The sequence below is a fragment of the Massilia mucilaginosa genome, assembly GCF_011682145.1.
In the GTDB taxonomy this organism is placed as follows: domain Bacteria; phylum Pseudomonadota; class Gammaproteobacteria; order Burkholderiales; family Burkholderiaceae_D; genus Telluria_A; species Telluria_A mucilaginosa.
In genome coordinates this window covers 15,794-32,048 of sequence record NZ_WHJH01000028.1, presented here as the reverse complement: position 1 = coordinate 32,048, position 16,255 = coordinate 15,794, and the positions used below count along the sequence as shown (strand labels likewise).

Annotated in this window: 10 protein-coding genes; 7 read left to right on the top strand and 3 right to left on the bottom strand. The window is 67.5% G+C overall.

Annotated features, from left to right (window positions below):
• Nucleotides 1-16 precede the first annotated feature (16 nt).
• The 7 genes from F2P45_RS20505 (at nucleotide 17) to F2P45_RS20475 (ending at nucleotide 11,051) form a co-directional block, all read left to right on the top strand.
• On the top strand, nucleotides 17-1,231 hold the full coding sequence (locus tag F2P45_RS20505) for a TIGR04063 family PEP-CTERM/XrtA system glycosyltransferase (RefSeq protein WP_166879393.1): 1,215 nt from the start codon (nucleotides 17-19) through the stop codon (nucleotides 1,229-1,231).
• Nucleotides 1,228-2,409, top strand: coding sequence for a glycosyltransferase family 4 protein (locus tag F2P45_RS20500; RefSeq protein WP_166879295.1), 1,182 nt, complete (start codon nucleotides 1,228-1,230; stop codon nucleotides 2,407-2,409). The genes F2P45_RS20505 and F2P45_RS20500 overlap by 4 nt, the downstream gene beginning before the upstream one ends.
• Nucleotides 2,400-3,359 carry a glycosyltransferase family 2 protein gene (locus F2P45_RS20495; RefSeq protein ID WP_166879292.1) on the top strand — a complete coding sequence of 320 codons (960 nt, stop codon included), beginning with the start codon at nucleotides 2,400-2,402 and terminating at the stop codon, nucleotides 3,357-3,359. The genes F2P45_RS20500 and F2P45_RS20495 overlap by 10 nt, the downstream gene beginning before the upstream one ends.
• Nucleotides 3,356-4,474 carry a glycosyltransferase family 4 protein gene (locus F2P45_RS20490; RefSeq protein WP_166879289.1) on the top strand — a complete coding sequence of 373 codons (1,119 nt, stop codon included), beginning with the start codon at nucleotides 3,356-3,358 and terminating at the stop codon, nucleotides 4,472-4,474. Before F2P45_RS20495 ends, F2P45_RS20490 begins: the two co-directional genes overlap by 4 nt.
• A 3-nt stretch (nucleotides 4,475-4,477) precedes the next feature.
• The gene (locus F2P45_RS20485; protein WP_166879286.1) at nucleotides 4,478-5,764 is read left to right on the top strand and encodes a glycosyltransferase; all 1,287 of its coding nucleotides are present in this window, start codon (nucleotides 4,478-4,480) and stop codon (nucleotides 5,762-5,764) included.
• Entirely contained in the window at nucleotides 5,761-7,218 is a 1,458-nt protein-coding gene (locus F2P45_RS20480; RefSeq protein ID WP_166879283.1) for a lipopolysaccharide biosynthesis protein, read from the top strand. Before F2P45_RS20485 ends, F2P45_RS20480 begins: the two co-directional genes overlap by 4 nt.
• 581 nt (nucleotides 7,219-7,799) lie before the next feature.
• Nucleotides 7,800-11,051: a hypothetical protein gene (locus tag F2P45_RS20475; protein ID WP_166879281.1), complete on the top strand. Its 3,252-nt coding sequence runs from the start codon at nucleotides 7,800-7,802 to the stop codon at nucleotides 11,049-11,051.
• A 4-nt stretch (nucleotides 11,052-11,055) separates the two neighbouring features.
• On the opposite strand, the gene F2P45_RS20470 is transcribed toward F2P45_RS20475, so the two are convergent.
• Genes F2P45_RS20470 through F2P45_RS20460 form a run of 3 tightly spaced genes read right to left on the bottom strand, consistent with a single transcriptional unit; the run spans nucleotide 11,056 to nucleotide 16,169 of the window.
• Complete coding sequence (locus F2P45_RS20470; protein ID WP_166879278.1) at nucleotides 11,056-13,179, bottom strand: GNAT family N-acetyltransferase; 2,124 nt, start codon at nucleotides 13,177-13,179, stop codon at nucleotides 11,056-11,058.
• Entirely contained in the window at nucleotides 13,143-14,309 is a 1,167-nt protein-coding gene (locus F2P45_RS20465; RefSeq protein ID WP_166879275.1) for a DegT/DnrJ/EryC1/StrS family aminotransferase, read from the bottom strand. Before F2P45_RS20465 ends, F2P45_RS20470 begins: the two co-directional genes overlap by 37 nt.
• 6 nt (nucleotides 14,310-14,315) lie before the next feature.
• Nucleotides 14,316-16,169 (bottom strand): asparagine synthetase B family protein, encoded by a 1,854-nt coding sequence (locus F2P45_RS20460; RefSeq protein ID WP_166879273.1) that lies wholly within the window; start codon nucleotides 16,167-16,169, stop codon nucleotides 14,316-14,318.
• Nucleotides 16,170-16,255 lie beyond the last annotated feature (86 nt).

Here is a 16,255-nt window from a genome sequence, read left to right as displayed (position 1 = left end):
GGGGGAGGGCGCGCCATTGCGCATCCTGCACGTACTCGATCATTCGATTCCGCTCCACAGCGGCTACACCTTCCGCACGCGCGCGATCATCAACGAGCAGCGCATCCTGGGCTGGCAGACCTTCCACGTCACCAGCCCGAAGCAGGGCATGACCCAGGCCGCGTTCGAGCAGGTCGACGGCCTCGATTTCTACCGCACCGCCGCCGCCGGCGGGCCGCTCTCGCGCCTGCCGGTGTTTAACCAGGTCGCCGTCATCGACGTGCTGGAAGACCGCCTGCTCAACGTCGCCCTCGATATCAAACCCGACGTGCTGCATGCGCATTCGCCAGCACTGAACGCGGTGGCCGCGCTGCGCGTGGGGCGCCGCCTCGGCATTCCGGTGGTGTACGAAATCCGCGCCTTCTGGGAAGACGCCGCCGTCGACCATGGCACCAGCCGCGAATGGGGCCTGCGCTACCGCATGACGCGCGCGCTGGAAACCTATGCGCTCAAACGCGTGGACGCCGCCACCACCATCTGCGAAGGCTTGCGCGCCGAAATCGTCGGACGCGGCATCCCGGCCGGGAAAATCACCGTCATCCCGAACGCGGTCGACGTGGCCGACTTCAGCGTCGACGGCGCGCGCGACGAAGCACTGGCTTTGCGCCTGCACCTGATTGGCAAGTCGGTGCTCGGCTTCATCGGTTCGTTCTACGCCTACGAAGGGCTGGACGTGCTGCTGCGCGCGCTGCCGTCGATGCTGGCGGCGAACCCCGACATCCGCGTGCTGCTGGTCGGCGGCGGCCCGCAGGACGCCGCGCTCAAGGCGCTGGCGCAGGAGTTGAAAGTAGCGGACCAGGTGATCTTTACCGGCCGCGTGCCGCACGACCAGGTGCAGCGCTACTACAACCTGGTCGACGTGCTGGTCTACCCGCGCCTGAAGATGCGCCTGACCGACCTGGTCACGCCGCTCAAACCGCTCGAAGCGATGGCCCAGGGCCGCCTGCTGGCCGCATCCGACGTGGGCGGCCACCGCGAACTGATCGACGACGGCCGCACCGGTGTGCTGTTCGCCGCCAGCGACCCGGCCGCGCTGGCGCGCAAGGTGCTCGACCTGCTGGGCGCGCCGGAGCGCTGGCCCGCGCTGCGCGCCAACGGCCGCGCGTTCGTGGAACGCGAACGCACCTGGGCCGCCAGCGTGGCGCGCTATCAAAAGGTGTATGGCTCGCTCAAGCGCGCCGGCGACAAATGAAAATCCTGACCTTCACGACGCTGTTCCCGAACCAGGTCAAGCCGAATCACGCCATCTTTGTCGAAACGCGCCTGCGCCACCTGGTCGCCAGCGGCCAGGTGGAGGCGCGCGTGGTCGCGCCCGTGCCGTGGTTTCCGTTCACGGGCAAGCGCTTCGGCCAGTACGGCGACTTTGCGCGCGTGCCCGCCAGCGAGGAGCGCTTCGGCCTGCCGGTGCTGCACCCGCGCTATCCGGTGATCCCGAAGATCGGCATGAATTTGTCGCCGGCGCTGCTGGCCAACGCCGCCAGGGACACGGTGGGGCGCATGCTCGACGAGGGATTCGACTTCGACCTGATCGACGCCCACTATTTTTATCCCGACGGCGTGGCGGCGGTCAAGCTGGGCAAGCATTTCAACAAGCCGGTGGTGATCACCGCGCGCGGGTCCGACATCAGCCTGATTCCCAATTTTGCCAAGCCGCGCAAGATGATCCAGTGGGCCGCCGCCAACGCCGCCGCCGTCATCACCGTGTGCGACGCCCTCAAGACGGAGCTGGTGCAGCTGGGCGCCGACCCGGCGACCATCACGCCGCTGCGCAACGGCGTCGACTTGCAGCGCTTCCATCAGGGCGACCGTGCGGGCCTGCGCCGCGAGCTCGGACTCGAAGGCTTTACCCTGCTCTCGGTCGGCCATCTGGTGGAACTCAAGGGCCACGACCTGGCCATCGGCGCGCTGCCGCTGCTCCCGGGCGTGACCCTGCTGATCGCCGGCAGCGGCGTCGAACTGCCACGCCTGCAGGCGCTGGCGCGCGAACTGAAGGTCGAGGAGCGCGTGCGCTTCCTGGGCGCCGTGCCGCAGCCGGAGCTGCCGCGCTACTACGGCGCCGCCGACGCGCTGGTGCTGGCGTCGAGCCGCGAAGGCTGGGCCAATGTGCTGCTCGAAGCGATGGCCTGCGGCACCCCCGTGGTGGCCAGCCGCGTGTGGGGCACGCCTGAAGTGGTGGCAGCACCGGCCGCCGGTGTGCTGATGATGGAACGCAGCCGCCAGGGCGTGGCCGACGCCGTCAACGCGCTGCGCGCCGATTATCCGGCGCACGACGACACGCGCCGCTACGCCGAGCAGTTCAGCTGGGACAGCACCACCGCCGGCCAGCTGACACTCTTCAACGCGATCCTGGGAAAACAGCCATGCCCTTGACAAGCACCCCGCTGATTTCGGTGATCATCCCCTGCTACAACGCGCAGCGCTACATCGGCGCGACCATCGCCTCGGTGCTGGCGCAAAAAGACATCGCGCTGGAGATCATCGTCGTCGACGACGGCTCGCGCGACGAGTCGGTGGCGCTGGTGCGCAAGGGTTTCCCGGCGGTGCGCATCATCGAGCAGGCCAACGCCGGCGTGGCGGCGGCGCGCAATGCCGGCATTGCCGCCGCGCGCGGCGAGTGGATCGCCTTCATCGACGCCGACGACATCTGGCTGCCCGGTAAGCTGGCGGCCCAGCTGGCGCAGATGGCGGCGCTGCCCGAGTGCCGCATGTGCTACACCGCGTGGAAGGTGTGGCCGAGCGACGTGCCGCAGCCAGCGCAGGACTACCTGGCGCGCCTGCAAGACGAAGCGGTCGATGGCGCGCTTTGGCGTGGCGCCAGCGGCTGGATTTATCCGCAGCTGCTGCTCGACTGCGTGGTGTGGACTTCGACGGTGCTGATGCGGCGCACCTTGCTGGCCGAATTGAACGGCTTCGACACCAGCCTGCGCCTCGGCGAAGATTACGACCTGTGGCTGCGCGCTTCGCGCATCACGCCGATTGTGCGCGTGGCGCGGCCGTACGCCCTGTACCGCATCCACCCGGCCAGCATCACGCGCGCCACCCCGGCCGAAAACTACCGCGCGCGCGTGATCGGCCAGGCGCTCGGGCGCTGGGGCCTGGCCTCGCCGGACGGGCGCGCGGGCGATGCCAGCGCGGTGCGGCGCATGCTGGCCAAGAGCTGGAGCGACTTCGCCGGTGCGCACCTGGAAGCGCGCAACCTGGGCCAGGCGCGGCGCGCCGCCTTGACCGCGCTGCGCACCGACCCCACCCACGTGCCGGGTTGGAAAGTGCTGGTCAAGACCGGCCTCAAGGCGCTGTCGCCATCAAAGGAAAACGCATGACACTCAATATCGGACTGGTGGCGCGCTGCCTGAACACGGAACATATTCGCGGCATGGGCAAGTACGTGTTCGAGCTGCTCAGCCACTCGAAGGAGCATCCCGAGATGCACTGGCGCCTGTTCGGCGACGACGACCGCCACGGCATGGTCACGCCGCCCGGCGCCAACCTGGAAACCGATGTGTTCACCTTTCGCGGCGACCGTTTCCGCGCCTGGGAGCAGCTCGGCCTGCCGCTGCGCCTGCGCAAACTCGATATCGACCTGCTGCACGCGACCGAAGGCGCCCTGTCGCTGTGGCAGCCGAAACCGACGGTGGTGACGGTGCACGACACGCTGGCGTGGGAAGAACGCGCCGACACGCTCGGCGCGCGCCTGTACTGGGACCACACGATTCCGGCGGCTTTGAGAAAATGCGCGCACGTGATCACCATCAGCGAATGCTCGCGCACCGACATCCTGGCGCGCTGGCCGTGGCTGGAACCGAAGCTGACGGTGATTCCGCACGGGATCGACGAAGCCTACTTCACCAACGACTTAGTTAACAACCCCTGTCCGATGCACGCCGAACTGGCGCAGAGAATCGGCACGTCGCCGTACGCCGTCTACCTGGGCGGGCCGATGAAGCGCAAGCGCCCCGAGTGGGCGATGGAAGTGGTCGCCGCCAGCGGCCAGAAGGACCTGAAGCTGGTCATCTGCGGCTTCGGCGCCGCCGCCCGCCGCACGGCCTTGGCCGAACTGCCGCCGCATTTGCAGGGCCGCGTGCTGTTCGCCGAATTCCTGTCCGACGCCGAACTGCGCGCCCTGTATCGCGGTGCCCGGGCGGTGCTGTACCCGACCCTGTACGAAGGCTTCGGCTTTCCCGCGCTGGAAGCGCAGGCAGCCGGGGTGCCGGTCATTTTCAGCGCGCTGGGCAGCCTGAAGGAATTGATTGGCCCGCTGGCGATGGTGGTGCCGCCGCACGACCTGGAGGCCTGGGTCGCGGCGCTGGACCGCGCCGCCAACCTGGGCGAGCAGCGCGCGCCGATGGTGGCGGCGGCGGCGGCGTGGGTGCGCAAGTTCGCCTGGTCCGAGAGTTTCGCCAGTCACCTGGCGGTGTATCGCAAAGTGCGTGGCTGACCGATGAAGAAAGTGCTGGTCATCGCTTATCTGTATCCGCCGATTTTCAATTCGGGGACGCGCCGCAGCCTCGAATTCGTCAACCATTTGCCCGACCATGGCTGGACCCCGACCGTGCTCACGGTCGACAGCCCCGATCCCCAGCACTGCGACCCCTCGCTGCTCGACGAAGTGCGGCCCGGCACCCGCATCGAACGCGCGCCCTTGTGGACGCGCCACATGGCGCCCAGGTTCGCGGCAAAATTCGCCAGCCTGGTCGACCCGCAGCGCCTGTCCGGCGCCCTTGAGTGGCGCGTGCGCCGCTTCTGGAACGTGCCGGACGAATGCGCCAGCTGGATTCCGATGGCGGTGCAACATGCGGTGCGCCTGCACGCGCAGGAACCGTTCGACGCCATCTACGCCACCGGCTGGCCGTGGTCCTCCTTTCTGGTGGCCGAAAAAGTCAGCCGCCGCACCGGCGTGCCGTTCGTGGTCGATTACCGCGACCTGTGGAAGCCGGCCGAGGTGGAGTGGGACAAGACCAGCTGGCTGCAGCGGCGCCTGAACCCCGGCCTGGAGCGGCGCGTGCTGCGCGCCGCCTCCGGCGTGATCGCCACCACCGAATCGTTTCTCGGCCTGCTGCCGCAGGAACTGCTGCCGGCGAACCGTTTTTTCATCACCAACGGCTTCAATGAAGGGGACTTTCCGCCCGCAGGATCGGCAGCGGCGCCGGCCAGTGAGCGCGTGCGCATCGTCTACACCGGCGTATGGCGCCCCGGCTACGGCCCGGACGATCTGTACGCGGCGGTGCGCTTGCTCAAGCAGCGCGGCACGCCGCATCTGGCACGCCTCGATATCGTGGTGGCCGGCTACGCGCCCGGTCCCGCGCGCGAGTACGGCATCGACGACATCGTCGAAGAACGCGGGCGCGTGCAGCATGCCGAGGCAACCGCGCTGATGTCGGGCGCCAGCGTCCTGTACCTGCCGGTCTCGAAAGGCCTCTACGAGCACGCCAGCATGCCGGGCAAGCTGTTCGAATACCTGGGCAGCGGGCGGCCGATCCTGGCGTCGGCGCAGGCGGTCAGCGAAGTGGCCAAGACGCTCACCCAGGTCGGTGGCGCGCGGCGCGCCGATCCGGGCGACGTGGAGGGGCTGGCCGCTATCCTGGCTACCCTGTGCCAGAGCGGCCCGGGCGCGATCTTTTCAAAGCGCATTCCGAGCGAACTGGCGATGTACACGCGCGCCAGCCTGACCGGCAAACTGGCGCTCGCCCTTGGCGCCATCGTGCGGCACCCCCGGAGCGCCGCATGAGCACCGTGCGGCGCGCCATGGTGTTCTCGTTCCTGGAGAGTTATCTCGGCATCGCCCTGAACCTGGTGTCGTTCGTGCTGCTGGCGCGCCTGCTCACGCCCAAGCAGGTCGGCCTGTTTTCGGTGGCGCTGGCGATCATCAGCGTCACCCAGGTCATCCGCGATTTCGGGCTGGTGAATTTTTTGATCCAGAAGAAGGAGCTCACCAGCGAATACATCGCCAGCGCCTGGGGCCTGGCCCTGATCCTCGGCGCCGGCCTGTTCTTGCTGATCCAGCTGTGCGCCCCGCTGATCGGCGCGTTTTATCATGAAGAGAGCCTGACCACGATCGCCCGCATCGTCGCGCTCAACTTCCTGATCCTGCCCTTCAATTCGGTGTGCCTGGCGCTGCTGCGCAGGGAGCTCAATTTCCAGTCGGTGATGCGGATTAACCTGTCGGGGGCCGTGCTCTCGACCATCGCCACCCTGCTCATGGCGTGGCAGGGCGCGGGCGCGTATGCGCTGGCGTTCGGCGCGGTGCTCAACAACGCGATCATCGCCGCCGGCATCTGGCATGTGGGCGCGGCCGCTCGCCTGCTGCGTCCCGCCCTCACCAAGTGGCGCGAGATCATGAAGTTCGGCGGTCCGCTCACCGTGGCCAACGTGATCACCTCGATCACGATGGATATCAACGATCTGGCGGTCGGCAAGATCATGGGCTTTTCGGCGGTGGCCATCGCCAGCCGCGCCCAGGGCTTGATGAACCTGTTCCACCGCGACTTCATGGGCGCGGTGCGCAATGTGGCTTATCCGGCGTTTTCGAAAGCGGTGCGCAACGACGACAACCTGGAAGAAAAGTACGTCCTCAGCGTCACCAACGTCACCGCCATCGCCTGGACCTTTTACGGTTTCGCCGCGCTGTTCCCGCTCGAAGTGCTGCGTTTGATGTTCGGGCCGCAGTGGGACCAGTCGGCGCCGCTGGTGCCGTTCTTTTGCCTGGCCGGCGCCGCCAGCGCCATGATCAACCTGACCCCGACCGTGCTGCTGGCCGCCGGCCACTCGCAACTGGTGGCCACGGCCGAACTGGTGATCCAGCCGGTCAAGGCGATCGCCCTGTGCCTGGTGGTCTTCTATTACCGCAACCTGGAGTATTTCGCGATCGGTTTCATGGTCATGGCCGTGGTCAGCGTGCCGTACTGGTATGCGCTCAAGCAGCGCCGCCTGCCGACCGATTTCGGCGCGCTGCTGCGCAACGTGGGCATGAACCTGTTGCTGGCGGTGCTGAGCCTGGCACCGGCAATCGCCATGGTCATGTGGCTGCGTCCGGCCGGCCAGGCGCTCGGCCACGCCGTTTTCTTTGCCTGCGCCGGCGCCACCTGCGTGGCCTGGCCATTGCTGCTGTGGACATTCCGCCATCCCTTGTACCGCGAATTGATGGCAATCGCGCAGGCGCGCCGCAAGTCGGCCGGGGCTTGATCGCGCATTAATGCGCGCCCCCGGACTTGATTATCCCGGGCACCCCGGCGGCGTTGCCAAAGATATTATCACCGTTGTGTTTCTCGAATACTTGAATATTGAACAGCGCATTCCAGATCCGCCTTATCCCTTCTTTACAGACCAGCCCGCCTTATTATATCGCAGCGCGATTATCCGGGACCGCCGTTGCCTCTTCCCGCCCCGCTGGGGCAAGCCCCCGTTGCCCGTGCGGGCATGACGGCGCTGTTCATTATTGTCGAGGCCGGTTAATATGGCGGCACCGCGCCTGATAATGCCAAAGCGGCTATCTGATTATGCCGGCGGTAATATTGACCAAGCCTTCATTATTATTCCAATTCGGCAATTCAATAATCATTGCCATTTAATCATCCCGCAAAAATAAATAGCCGTTTTTCTCGTTTTGTTTGTGAACCGTCATTTCGCGCGCGGTAAATATGCGGGTAGAATGGCGTTTCCATGCCGCAACAAACGAACTCATCGCCGCGCTATTGGGGTGGTCTAAAGAACGAGCGACGCCGCGTTAATAGCACTCTTTTCATTGTTATTACGAAGAAACCATTATGACCGACTTGCAACGCCGTATTTTCCTCCGACGCTCCACCATGCTGGTCGCCTCCGGCGCGCTCACCGCTTGCGGCGGCGGCGGCGGCGATGGCGATGGCGCCGCCGCCGCGCCCACCTCGACCGCCGCCGGCGGCGTGCAGACCACGGCCTCCGGTCCCTTCGACCAGGGTACGCCGCCGCTCGTGCCGCAGCCGGGCGCGCCGGTCCCGAATGCCTCGTTTACTGTCGTGAGCACCACCGGCCAGGCCTCGGTGCCGTTCAGCCTGGGCTTCGCCTTCCGCCGCGGCGATGTGCCGGCCGGGCGCACGCTCGGTTCGGACAAGGGCGCGCTGCAGGTCAACGTCAAGAATGTGTGGCCGGACGGCTCGCTCAAATTCGCGCTGCTCTCCGGCCAGGCCAGCTTGCCCGGCGCCGCCGGCACCACCGTCAACCTGGGCACCATCGCGGCCCCCGCGGGCGAGAGCCTGATCGACACCGCGCGCCTGCGCAACAGCGGCGCCGTCGCCGAAGTCGGCTGCGGCGCGTTCGGCACCGTCAGCTGGCAGGGCGCCGACTGGGACAGCCCGTTCAAGACCTGGGTCAGCGGTCCGCTGATGTCGTCCTGGATCTACCGCAAGCCGGTCGGCAGCGACCCGCACCTGGTGGCCTGGCTCGAAGTGCGCCTGTGGGCCAGCGGCGCGCTCGAGGTGCTGCCGTGGATCGAGAACGGCTACCTGCGCGTGGCCGCGCCATCGAACAAGGCGGCCACCTACACGTTTTCGCTCAATGGCAGCCTGCGCATGTCGGCCGCCATCGACCTCAAACACCATCAGCGCACGCCGTTGATCAGCGGGACCGCGCTGTCGTACTGGGGCGGCGCCGATCCCGGCGTGGTGCCGCGCCAGAATCCGGTCTACCTGCAGGCGACCGAACTGGTGCCGTCGTACCAGGCGCGCCTGACCGCCGATGCGAGCGCGGTGAAGGCCCTGGCGGCCAGCTACACGCCGCTGCAGGCCGGTAACTTCACCTATTACGGCGACAGCATGGCGTCGTCCGGCTACCAGGACCCGATCGGGCTGCTGCCGCAGCACGACGTGCTGTTTCTGGTGGCCGACACCCCGGCCACCTACGCCGGCGTGGTGCGCAACGGCTTTTCGGCCGGCCGCTACGGCCTGCACTACCGCGACGAGAACACCAACCGTCCGCTGCGCTTTTCCAGCCATCCGACCCTGAACATCCGCGCCGGCCATGGGTTCAAGGATACCGGCGGCTCCACCAACGGCCAGTACACCCCGGTCGCCACCGGCGGCAATCCGCCCAGCTGGGATGTGGCGCACAGCCCGTCGGTCGGGTTTGCGGCCTACCTGGCCACCGGCCGTTTCTACTTTATGGAGCAGGTGCAGTTCGCCGCCACCGCCAACTACCTTGGCAATGGCGACAACACCGCGCTGCGCACCGGCAGCAAGGGCCTGGTGCAAACCGCCGTCGCGGCCTGGCAGACCCGCAGCTGCGCGTGGGACTGGCGCACGCGCGTGCAGGCCCTGTGCGTCACGCCCGACGACGATCGCGAACTGCGCGCCGAATTGATCGCCTCGGTGGAAGCGAATATCGAGCACTTCCACGGCCGTTACGTGGCCCGTCCGAACAATCCGTTCGGCTGGATCAAGCCGGGCGAAGGCTACGACGGCACCATCCGCATGGGTTCACCGTGGCAGCAGGACTTCGTCACCGCGGCCTTCGGCTATTCGGTCTCGCTGGGCTTGCCGATTTCGGCGGCCGCCAGCACCAAGCTCAGTGCCTTCTTCGCCTGGAAGGCGCGCAGCGCGGTCGGCCGGCTCGGCACCAAAGCCGCCTTCTGGTACGTCAACGCGGTACCGTACACGATGGTCATTTCGCCCAGCGCCAAGCCCGATTACGATAACGGCACCGGTCCCTGGTACAGCTCCGAGGCCGAGGTATACCAGGCCACCTATGCCACGCCGCCGGCCTGGCTGGGCAAGACCGAAGGCGTGCTGGCCGCCGAATACATGCCGGGCGAGCGCGCCATGTGGGGCAACCTGGTGCCGGCCATCGCCTACGCGGTGCGCCATGGCGTGCCGGGTGCGCGCGAGGCGTACGAACGCATGACGGGCGCCACCAACTGGGGCGCCTTGCGCGCCGCCTTCGACGTCAAGCCGGTGTGGGGCGTGAAACCGGCGCTGTACGCGCCGCCCACGCCGCTGCCGGTGCCAAGCACGCCGCACGAAGGCGATCCGTCCTGGTTCGCCGGCACGGGGCTGGGCGAGTGGATCGAAATCGCCGGCACCCTTGGTGCCGGCGGCTCGGCGGTGCATGCCTACAGCGGCATCGCCTTCAATGAGCGCAGCAACGAAATCCTGATCGCGGCGGCCGGCGGCCACCTCGACTCGCCCGACAACCGCGCGGTGTCGCTGCGCCTGACCGACAATGCGCCGGTATGGCAGCTGCGCCAGGGCCAGAGCGCGCGCACCGCGATCGACGTGGCCTACTACGCCGACGGCAAGCCGACCTCGCGCCACCTGTACAGCACCGCGCATTACGTGCCTCAACTGAACCGGATAATGACCTTCGGCGTGCGCGCCGCCTACGGCAATGCGCACTCCTTCCACAACGTCGATGGCTTCGACCTGGAAACGAACACCTGGGATGCGGCCGGCACCTGGGCCGACATTCCGACCGGCCACCTGGGCGCGGTCGTCGTCCGCAACACGGGCGACGTCTGGAGCACCGGGCTGGCGCGTTTTTCGGCGGCCACCCGCAGCTGGAGCCAGCCGATCACGCAGCGCACCGACGATACGATCCGCTGGCCGATCGCACACGACGCCCTGCGCAACCAGCTGTTTTCGCTGAACTGGGCCGATGGCATGGGTTACGGGACGCCCGGGGTGTTCGCCTCGCGCGTGCCGCTCGAGGGCACGGTGCAGATATCGGTGTCGTTCAATCCGAGTGCGGCGCTGGAGAGCTTCAAGGCCGACAAGCCAACCTACGCCGGCATGGATTACGATCCGGCCAACGACCGCTTCCTGTTCTACTGCGGCCAGGGCGCGGGCGCCGGCCGCATCTACGTGATCAAGCCGAACGGGGGCAATACCTGGGATATGAGCATGTTCGAACTGGCCGGCCGCACCCGTCCGCCCGAGAGCAGCGGGGCCGGGGTGCACAACCGCTTCCGCTACGTGCCGGCGCTGCGCGGTTTCATGCTCATGCCGAACGGGAAGGACAACGTCTTCTTCATCCGCACCTCGGCTTGAGCATTCAAGCGAGGCGGTCGGCCACGCCGCGCGCGGCGCGGCCGGCCGCTTCGCGCGCCAGTCCCCTCAGGCCGCGCAGCGATCGGGGGTTGTACGCCACCACGCCCCAGCGTTCGCGCCGGTGGCTCATCCAGGTCTTTTTATAGGCATCGTCGCCGATCAGGTAATCGATCTCGGTGACCTTGTCCTTGTCGATCGCGTGCTCCATCAGCATGGCCGTGATCAGGGTCCCCGGCGAATAGGCCTTGAAGCCCTCGTCGTAGGCCAGCTTGTAGATTTCGGCCCGTCCGTATGACACGATCCACAACTGCGCCGCCACCGGTTCGCCCTTGATCCACGCCAGTCCCAGGCGCAGGAAACCCTTGGCGGCGTAGGCCTGCATCAGCGCCGGCATGAACGCGGGGAAGGGCTCAGGCTTCTTCCAGCTGGCCGCGTACACCTTTTCGTAGGCCGCGATCGCCACCGGCAAGTCCCTGGCGCTGGTGACGATTTCCAGGGTGCCGCCTTCGTTGGCGAACTTCTTGCCCGTGCGCCGGATGGTGTTTTGCAGCTGCCCGCCGCGCGCGGCCAGGTAGCTGGTCCAGTCGCCTTCGATCGGCTGGTACCAGTTGCCGAAGGCGAAATACTCGAACGCGAGCCAGCCCTTGATGCGCATCGCGCCCAGCAAGGTCTGGTAGGAGTGCGACTCCGGGTCCATCGGCGTGAGCGTCAGCGACCCCAGGCCGGGGAATTCGTCCTGGATGGCCGCCAGCACCATCACCATCTCGCGCGATTTGAGGCCGGGGTCGAGCACCGGCTCGTACAGGCTGGTATAAAAATTCGACAATGAACTCAGTTGCCAGGCGCCGCCGGATTTTTCGGCGCGCAGCGGCAGCACCGCCATCACTTGCCCGCCGCGCCGCAGCACGTAGAAACGCAGCCCGGGATTGGCCGGGTATACCGTGTCGACCAGGTTGCGGTACCACGCCAGGCCGCCGGCCACATTCTGCTTTTCGGCCTTGGTCATGAAGCTTTGCACGTCGGGCGCCAGCGCATCCGGGTGGTGGAACACCTCGACCGCCAGGCCTTCCTGCACGCGCGGCTTGCTGTGCCAGGCGCGCAGCGACACCTTGAGCGCTTCGGCCACGCTCCAGCGGTACAGCGTGCGGTGCCGGATCCAGCGCTGGCCGGTGGCCCATTCGAGCAGATTGGGGTCGGCGTCGGTGTAGAACTCGATGGCGCCGCCCGGATCGGCCGCGAACGCGTGTTCGATCACGCCGCGCAGCAGCAGGCGGCCCGGCGAGTAGTCCGAAAAGCTCTCGTCGTAGCTGGTCTTGAGCATCACGTACATGCCGTTGCGGCGCAGGAGCAGGCGCGAGGCGGCCAGTTTGTTGTCCAGCCACAGCTCGCACACCATGGCGTTGCCGCCCTCCGCGCCCCGGCGCAGCAGGTCGCGGTAGAACTGGTGCTGGGCCGGGCTGGCGCCGACCGCGGTGCCGCTGCGGCCCTTCCAGCCCGCCCCTTCGAGCGCGGCGTAGCGGTCCACCGCCGCGTCCATGGCGGCGGGGTCGAGGATGTACACGTGGCGCTTGGCCACGCCGTTTTCCAGCACGCGTTTCTGGTAGCGCTTGATATTGCTTTGCAGGTGAGCGCGCCCCGACAAGTAGTCCGCGAAACTGCCATCGAGGGCGATCCGCATCGTGCGCGCGTGGTTCAGCAGGTGCTGGCCCGGCACCGGGCCGTCCAGCACCGCGCCCACTTGCGGGTCGTTGCACAGCAGGTCGAGCTGGATCACCAGCGGCGGCAGGCTGTGCGAGAGCGAATCGAGCAGGGCGGCGTCGGCCACCAGGGTGGCGCCGAGCTGCGCCTGCGACGGCAGGAAGCTGGCCCACACCAGCGCGTTGCGCGGCTTGAGTATGCACATCGCCTCGACCTGGCCGTCGCGCCGGCAGGTCCACAGCTGCTCGCTGCCGTCGCCGAACTGGGTCAGCAAGCCGTCGATGAACAGCGCGCCGAGCAGCGGATGGCCGCCGAACAGGCGCGCATTCAATGCATCCCAGGCCGCGCCGTGGCTGCCGAGGGAGCGCTGCAGCGGCACGCCGCTCCAGCCGCTCATGCCAGCGCTTTCGAGACCAGCGCCGTCATCCACGCCATCTGCTGCGCGGACAGGCCCTGGTGGCAGGGCAGGTGCAGCAGGTGCAGGCGGTAGTTGCGCGCCACCGTGCAGCTCGACACCGCCATGTCGTCCCAGCGGAAAATCGGCATGCCGGCCTGCTTCAGCTGGTAGAACACCGGGTCCGGCTCGGCGATCGTGATCGGGAACATATACGGTGCGCAGTCGTCGGGCAGGTCGGGCATCAGCGCCTGGCCGCCGCGCGCGCCGGCCACCGCTTCGAGCCACTGGCTGTAATGCTGGCGGCGCCGTTCGACCAGGGGCGCGAGGCGCGTGCGCCGCATCACCCAGCGCGACAGGGCCAGGCTGTTCTTGTTTTCCATGGCGCGCTCGTACTGGGACGAGGGCCCGTCGTGGCGCTCGACGATGTCGTGCCCGCGCAAGGCCGGGTCGCGCGGCTCGGCGGCGGTGGCCGGCGCATGCGCGGCGCGGTTGCGCGACCAGGCCGACTTGAAGGCCTTGATTTCGCGCAGCAGGCCGGGCCTGGCCGGCGGCGTGATCGGAAACAGCGCCGGGTTGGCCCACAACACGCCGCCGTCTTCGCAGCCGAAAAATTTGTAGGGGCTGGCCATGAGCACATGGTCGGCGTTGGCCTGGCCGGTCTGGGCCCGTTTGGCGGCCACCTGCCAGGCGTGCGAACAGTCTTCGATGAACATGATGCCGTGGTGGCGGCACACCGCGCTCACCGCCGCCAGCAATGCCGGCGGCTGTTCGAAGCCGAAGTAGTGCGGCAGCACGAGGGCCTTGATGCCGTGGTCGCGCGGCGCCAGCAGGGCGCGGATGCTGTCCACGCGCGGGGTCAGGTCGCTGTCGACCTCATAGAACAGCACCGTGCCGCCCAGCGCCAGCGCCGGGTCGATCATGGTGCGGCAGTGGTAGGACGGGGCCAGCAAGACCGTGCCGGGACCGATGCCGCCGGCCTGGCAGGCCGCGTGCATGGCGTAGCGGCCGCGCGCGAAGTGGCGCACGGCGGTGCCGTCGATCAGGGCGGGAGCGACGGTGCCGCTGCCGAAACCGAGGTCGGCCCAGTGCAGGGCCGGCAACAGAGGTACGCGCGGACGGGGAAATTCACATGCTACGGCGTCGAAACGCTGGTATTCGGGCATCGGTAATCAGCTTTGCGGTGCGGAGCGTTGTTTGAACCACTGTTCCATCATCATCAGGACCCACACCATGGTGCCGTGGTAGCCGGCGTGCTCGTTGAGGTGCTGGCCGACCAGCGCGTCGATGAATTCGGGACGCACGATCTGGCGCGCCTTGAGGTCGGACAGGCTGTCGAGCGCGAGCTGCTGCAGCGGCTTGTGCTTTTGCAGCCACACGCCGAACGGCAGGCCGAAGCCGTGCTTTTGCTTGGTGATGATTTCGTCGGGCAGGAAGCCGCGCAGCGCTTCCTTGAAGAAGTAGCGCAGCTGGGTGCCATTGAGTTTCTGTTTGGCCGTCAGGCGCGCCGAGAAGGCCACCATCCGGTCCGACAGGAACGGGAAGGCCGCTTCCATCGCCGCCAGCTCGCAGGCCTTGATCACCTTGGGCAGGTCGTTGTCGGCCAGGGTGACTTTCAGGTCGAGCGCCAGCATGCGGTTGATCAGGCTCGATGCGTCGTTCTGGGCGTAGGTGTGCGACAGGCTGGCCAGCGGCGCGCCGGTGTCGGCACCGGCCAGAAAGCCGGCGGTAAATACTTGCGCCGGGCCGAAGCGGCCCAGCAGGTTGTAGGTTTCCAGGCGCGCCGGCATCGGCAGCGAGGCTTGCTCGATGTAGCTGCGCGCCTTGCGAATCAGTTTGAGGCGTTCGCCGGCCGGGAAGTTGAAGACGGCCGGTTCCAGCAGGGCCTTGCGCAGCAGGCCCGGGACCTTGTCGTACAGGGCGAACACGTGCTGCTTGGAGTAGCGCTCGTTGCCGCCGAATAGTTCGTCGCCGCCGTCGCCGCCCAGCATGCGGGTGACGCCGTCGGCGCGGGCCAGGCGCGCGCAGTAAAAGGCCGGCACCGCCGAGGCATTGCCGAAGGGCTGGTCGAACACCGCGCCGATGCGCGGAATGGCGGCCACCACGTCGTCCGGCGTCACGTAGTACTCGTGGTGGCTGGTGCCGAAGTGTTTCGAGGCCAGGCGCGCGTACGACATTTCGTCGTAGCCTTCGGCTTCGAAACCGATCGAGTAGGTGTTGACCGGCTGGTCGTTCAGCTCGCGCATGATGCCGGCGATGGTGGAGCTGTCGGTGCCGCCGGACAGGAAGGCGCCGTACGGCTGCTTGCCGGCCGCCTCGCGCACGCTGCTGCGCAGCAGGTCGCGGAACTGCTGCTTGAGGTCCTCGAACGAGTGCTGCGGCTGTTCGTCGAACACCATGCGCCAGTAGGCGCGTTTCTCGACGCCGCCGTGCCTGAAGCGCAGGCATTCGCCCGGCAGCAGGCGTTGCTGGCCGCGGTACACGGTGCCCGGCGCCGGCACCATGTGGAAGTAGACGTAGTTGTACAAGCCTTGCGGATCGATCGCCGCCGGCGTTTTTGGGTGGCGGATCAGCGCGTCCGACGAGGTGGCGAACACCAGCGCCTCGCCCACCGTCTGGTAGCTCAATTGGTGGGTGCCCATGCGGTCGATCGCCAGCAGGGCGTCGCCCTTGGCGTCGTCGAGGATGGCGAGCGCAAAGGCGCCGCTCAGTTTGACGCAGACGGCGTCCGGGTCGCGCCGCCACAGGCGCGCCACGCGTTCGGCCAACCCGGCCTCGTGCCCGCCCTGGGCCTCGAGGCCGTCGGCCAGTTCCGGTTCGCCCCAGACGGCCACCAACAGGCCCTCGCCCTGGTACACGTGGGCGCTGGCCGCGCGCGCCGACACCGCCAGCGCGCTGCGCGCCGCTTGCACGGTGCTGACGGGGTTCTGGTCGAAGGCCGCCAGCGGCGCCGCCATCGACGCGATCAGGACCTGGTTGTCAGCGGCACTGGCGCCGTGGCCGATCCAGCCACACAGCCCGCTCACTGCGGCTTCCCGGAAAATTCAGTCATTGCTATCCTCGCGCTTGCGTTGGTTGTCATCGTTGATTGCGGATCGAGTGCGGATTATGG

Excerpts from the sequence above, each read along its gene's own strand:
- F2P45_RS20490 (WP_166879289.1), top strand. The coding sequence starts at position 3,356 with ATGACACTCAATATCGGACTGGTGGCGCGCTGCCTGAACACGGAACAT.
- F2P45_RS20500 (WP_166879295.1), top strand. The coding sequence starts at position 1,228 with ATGAAAATCCTGACCTTCACGACGCTGTTCCCGAACCAGGTCAAGCCG.
- F2P45_RS20485 (WP_166879286.1), top strand. The coding sequence starts at position 4,478 with ATGAAGAAAGTGCTGGTCATCGCTTATCTGTATCCGCCGATTTTCAAT.
- F2P45_RS20495 (WP_166879292.1), top strand. The coding sequence starts at position 2,400 with ATGCCCTTGACAAGCACCCCGCTGATTTCGGTGATCATCCCCTGCTAC.
- F2P45_RS20475 (WP_166879281.1), top strand. The coding sequence starts at position 7,800 with ATGACCGACTTGCAACGCCGTATTTTCCTCCGACGCTCCACCATGCTG.
- F2P45_RS20465 (WP_166879275.1), bottom strand. The coding sequence starts at position 14,309 with ATGCCCGAATACCAGCGTTTCGACGCCGTAGCATGTGAATTTCCCCGT.
- F2P45_RS20480 (WP_166879283.1), top strand. The coding sequence starts at position 5,761 with ATGAGCACCGTGCGGCGCGCCATGGTGTTCTCGTTCCTGGAGAGTTAT.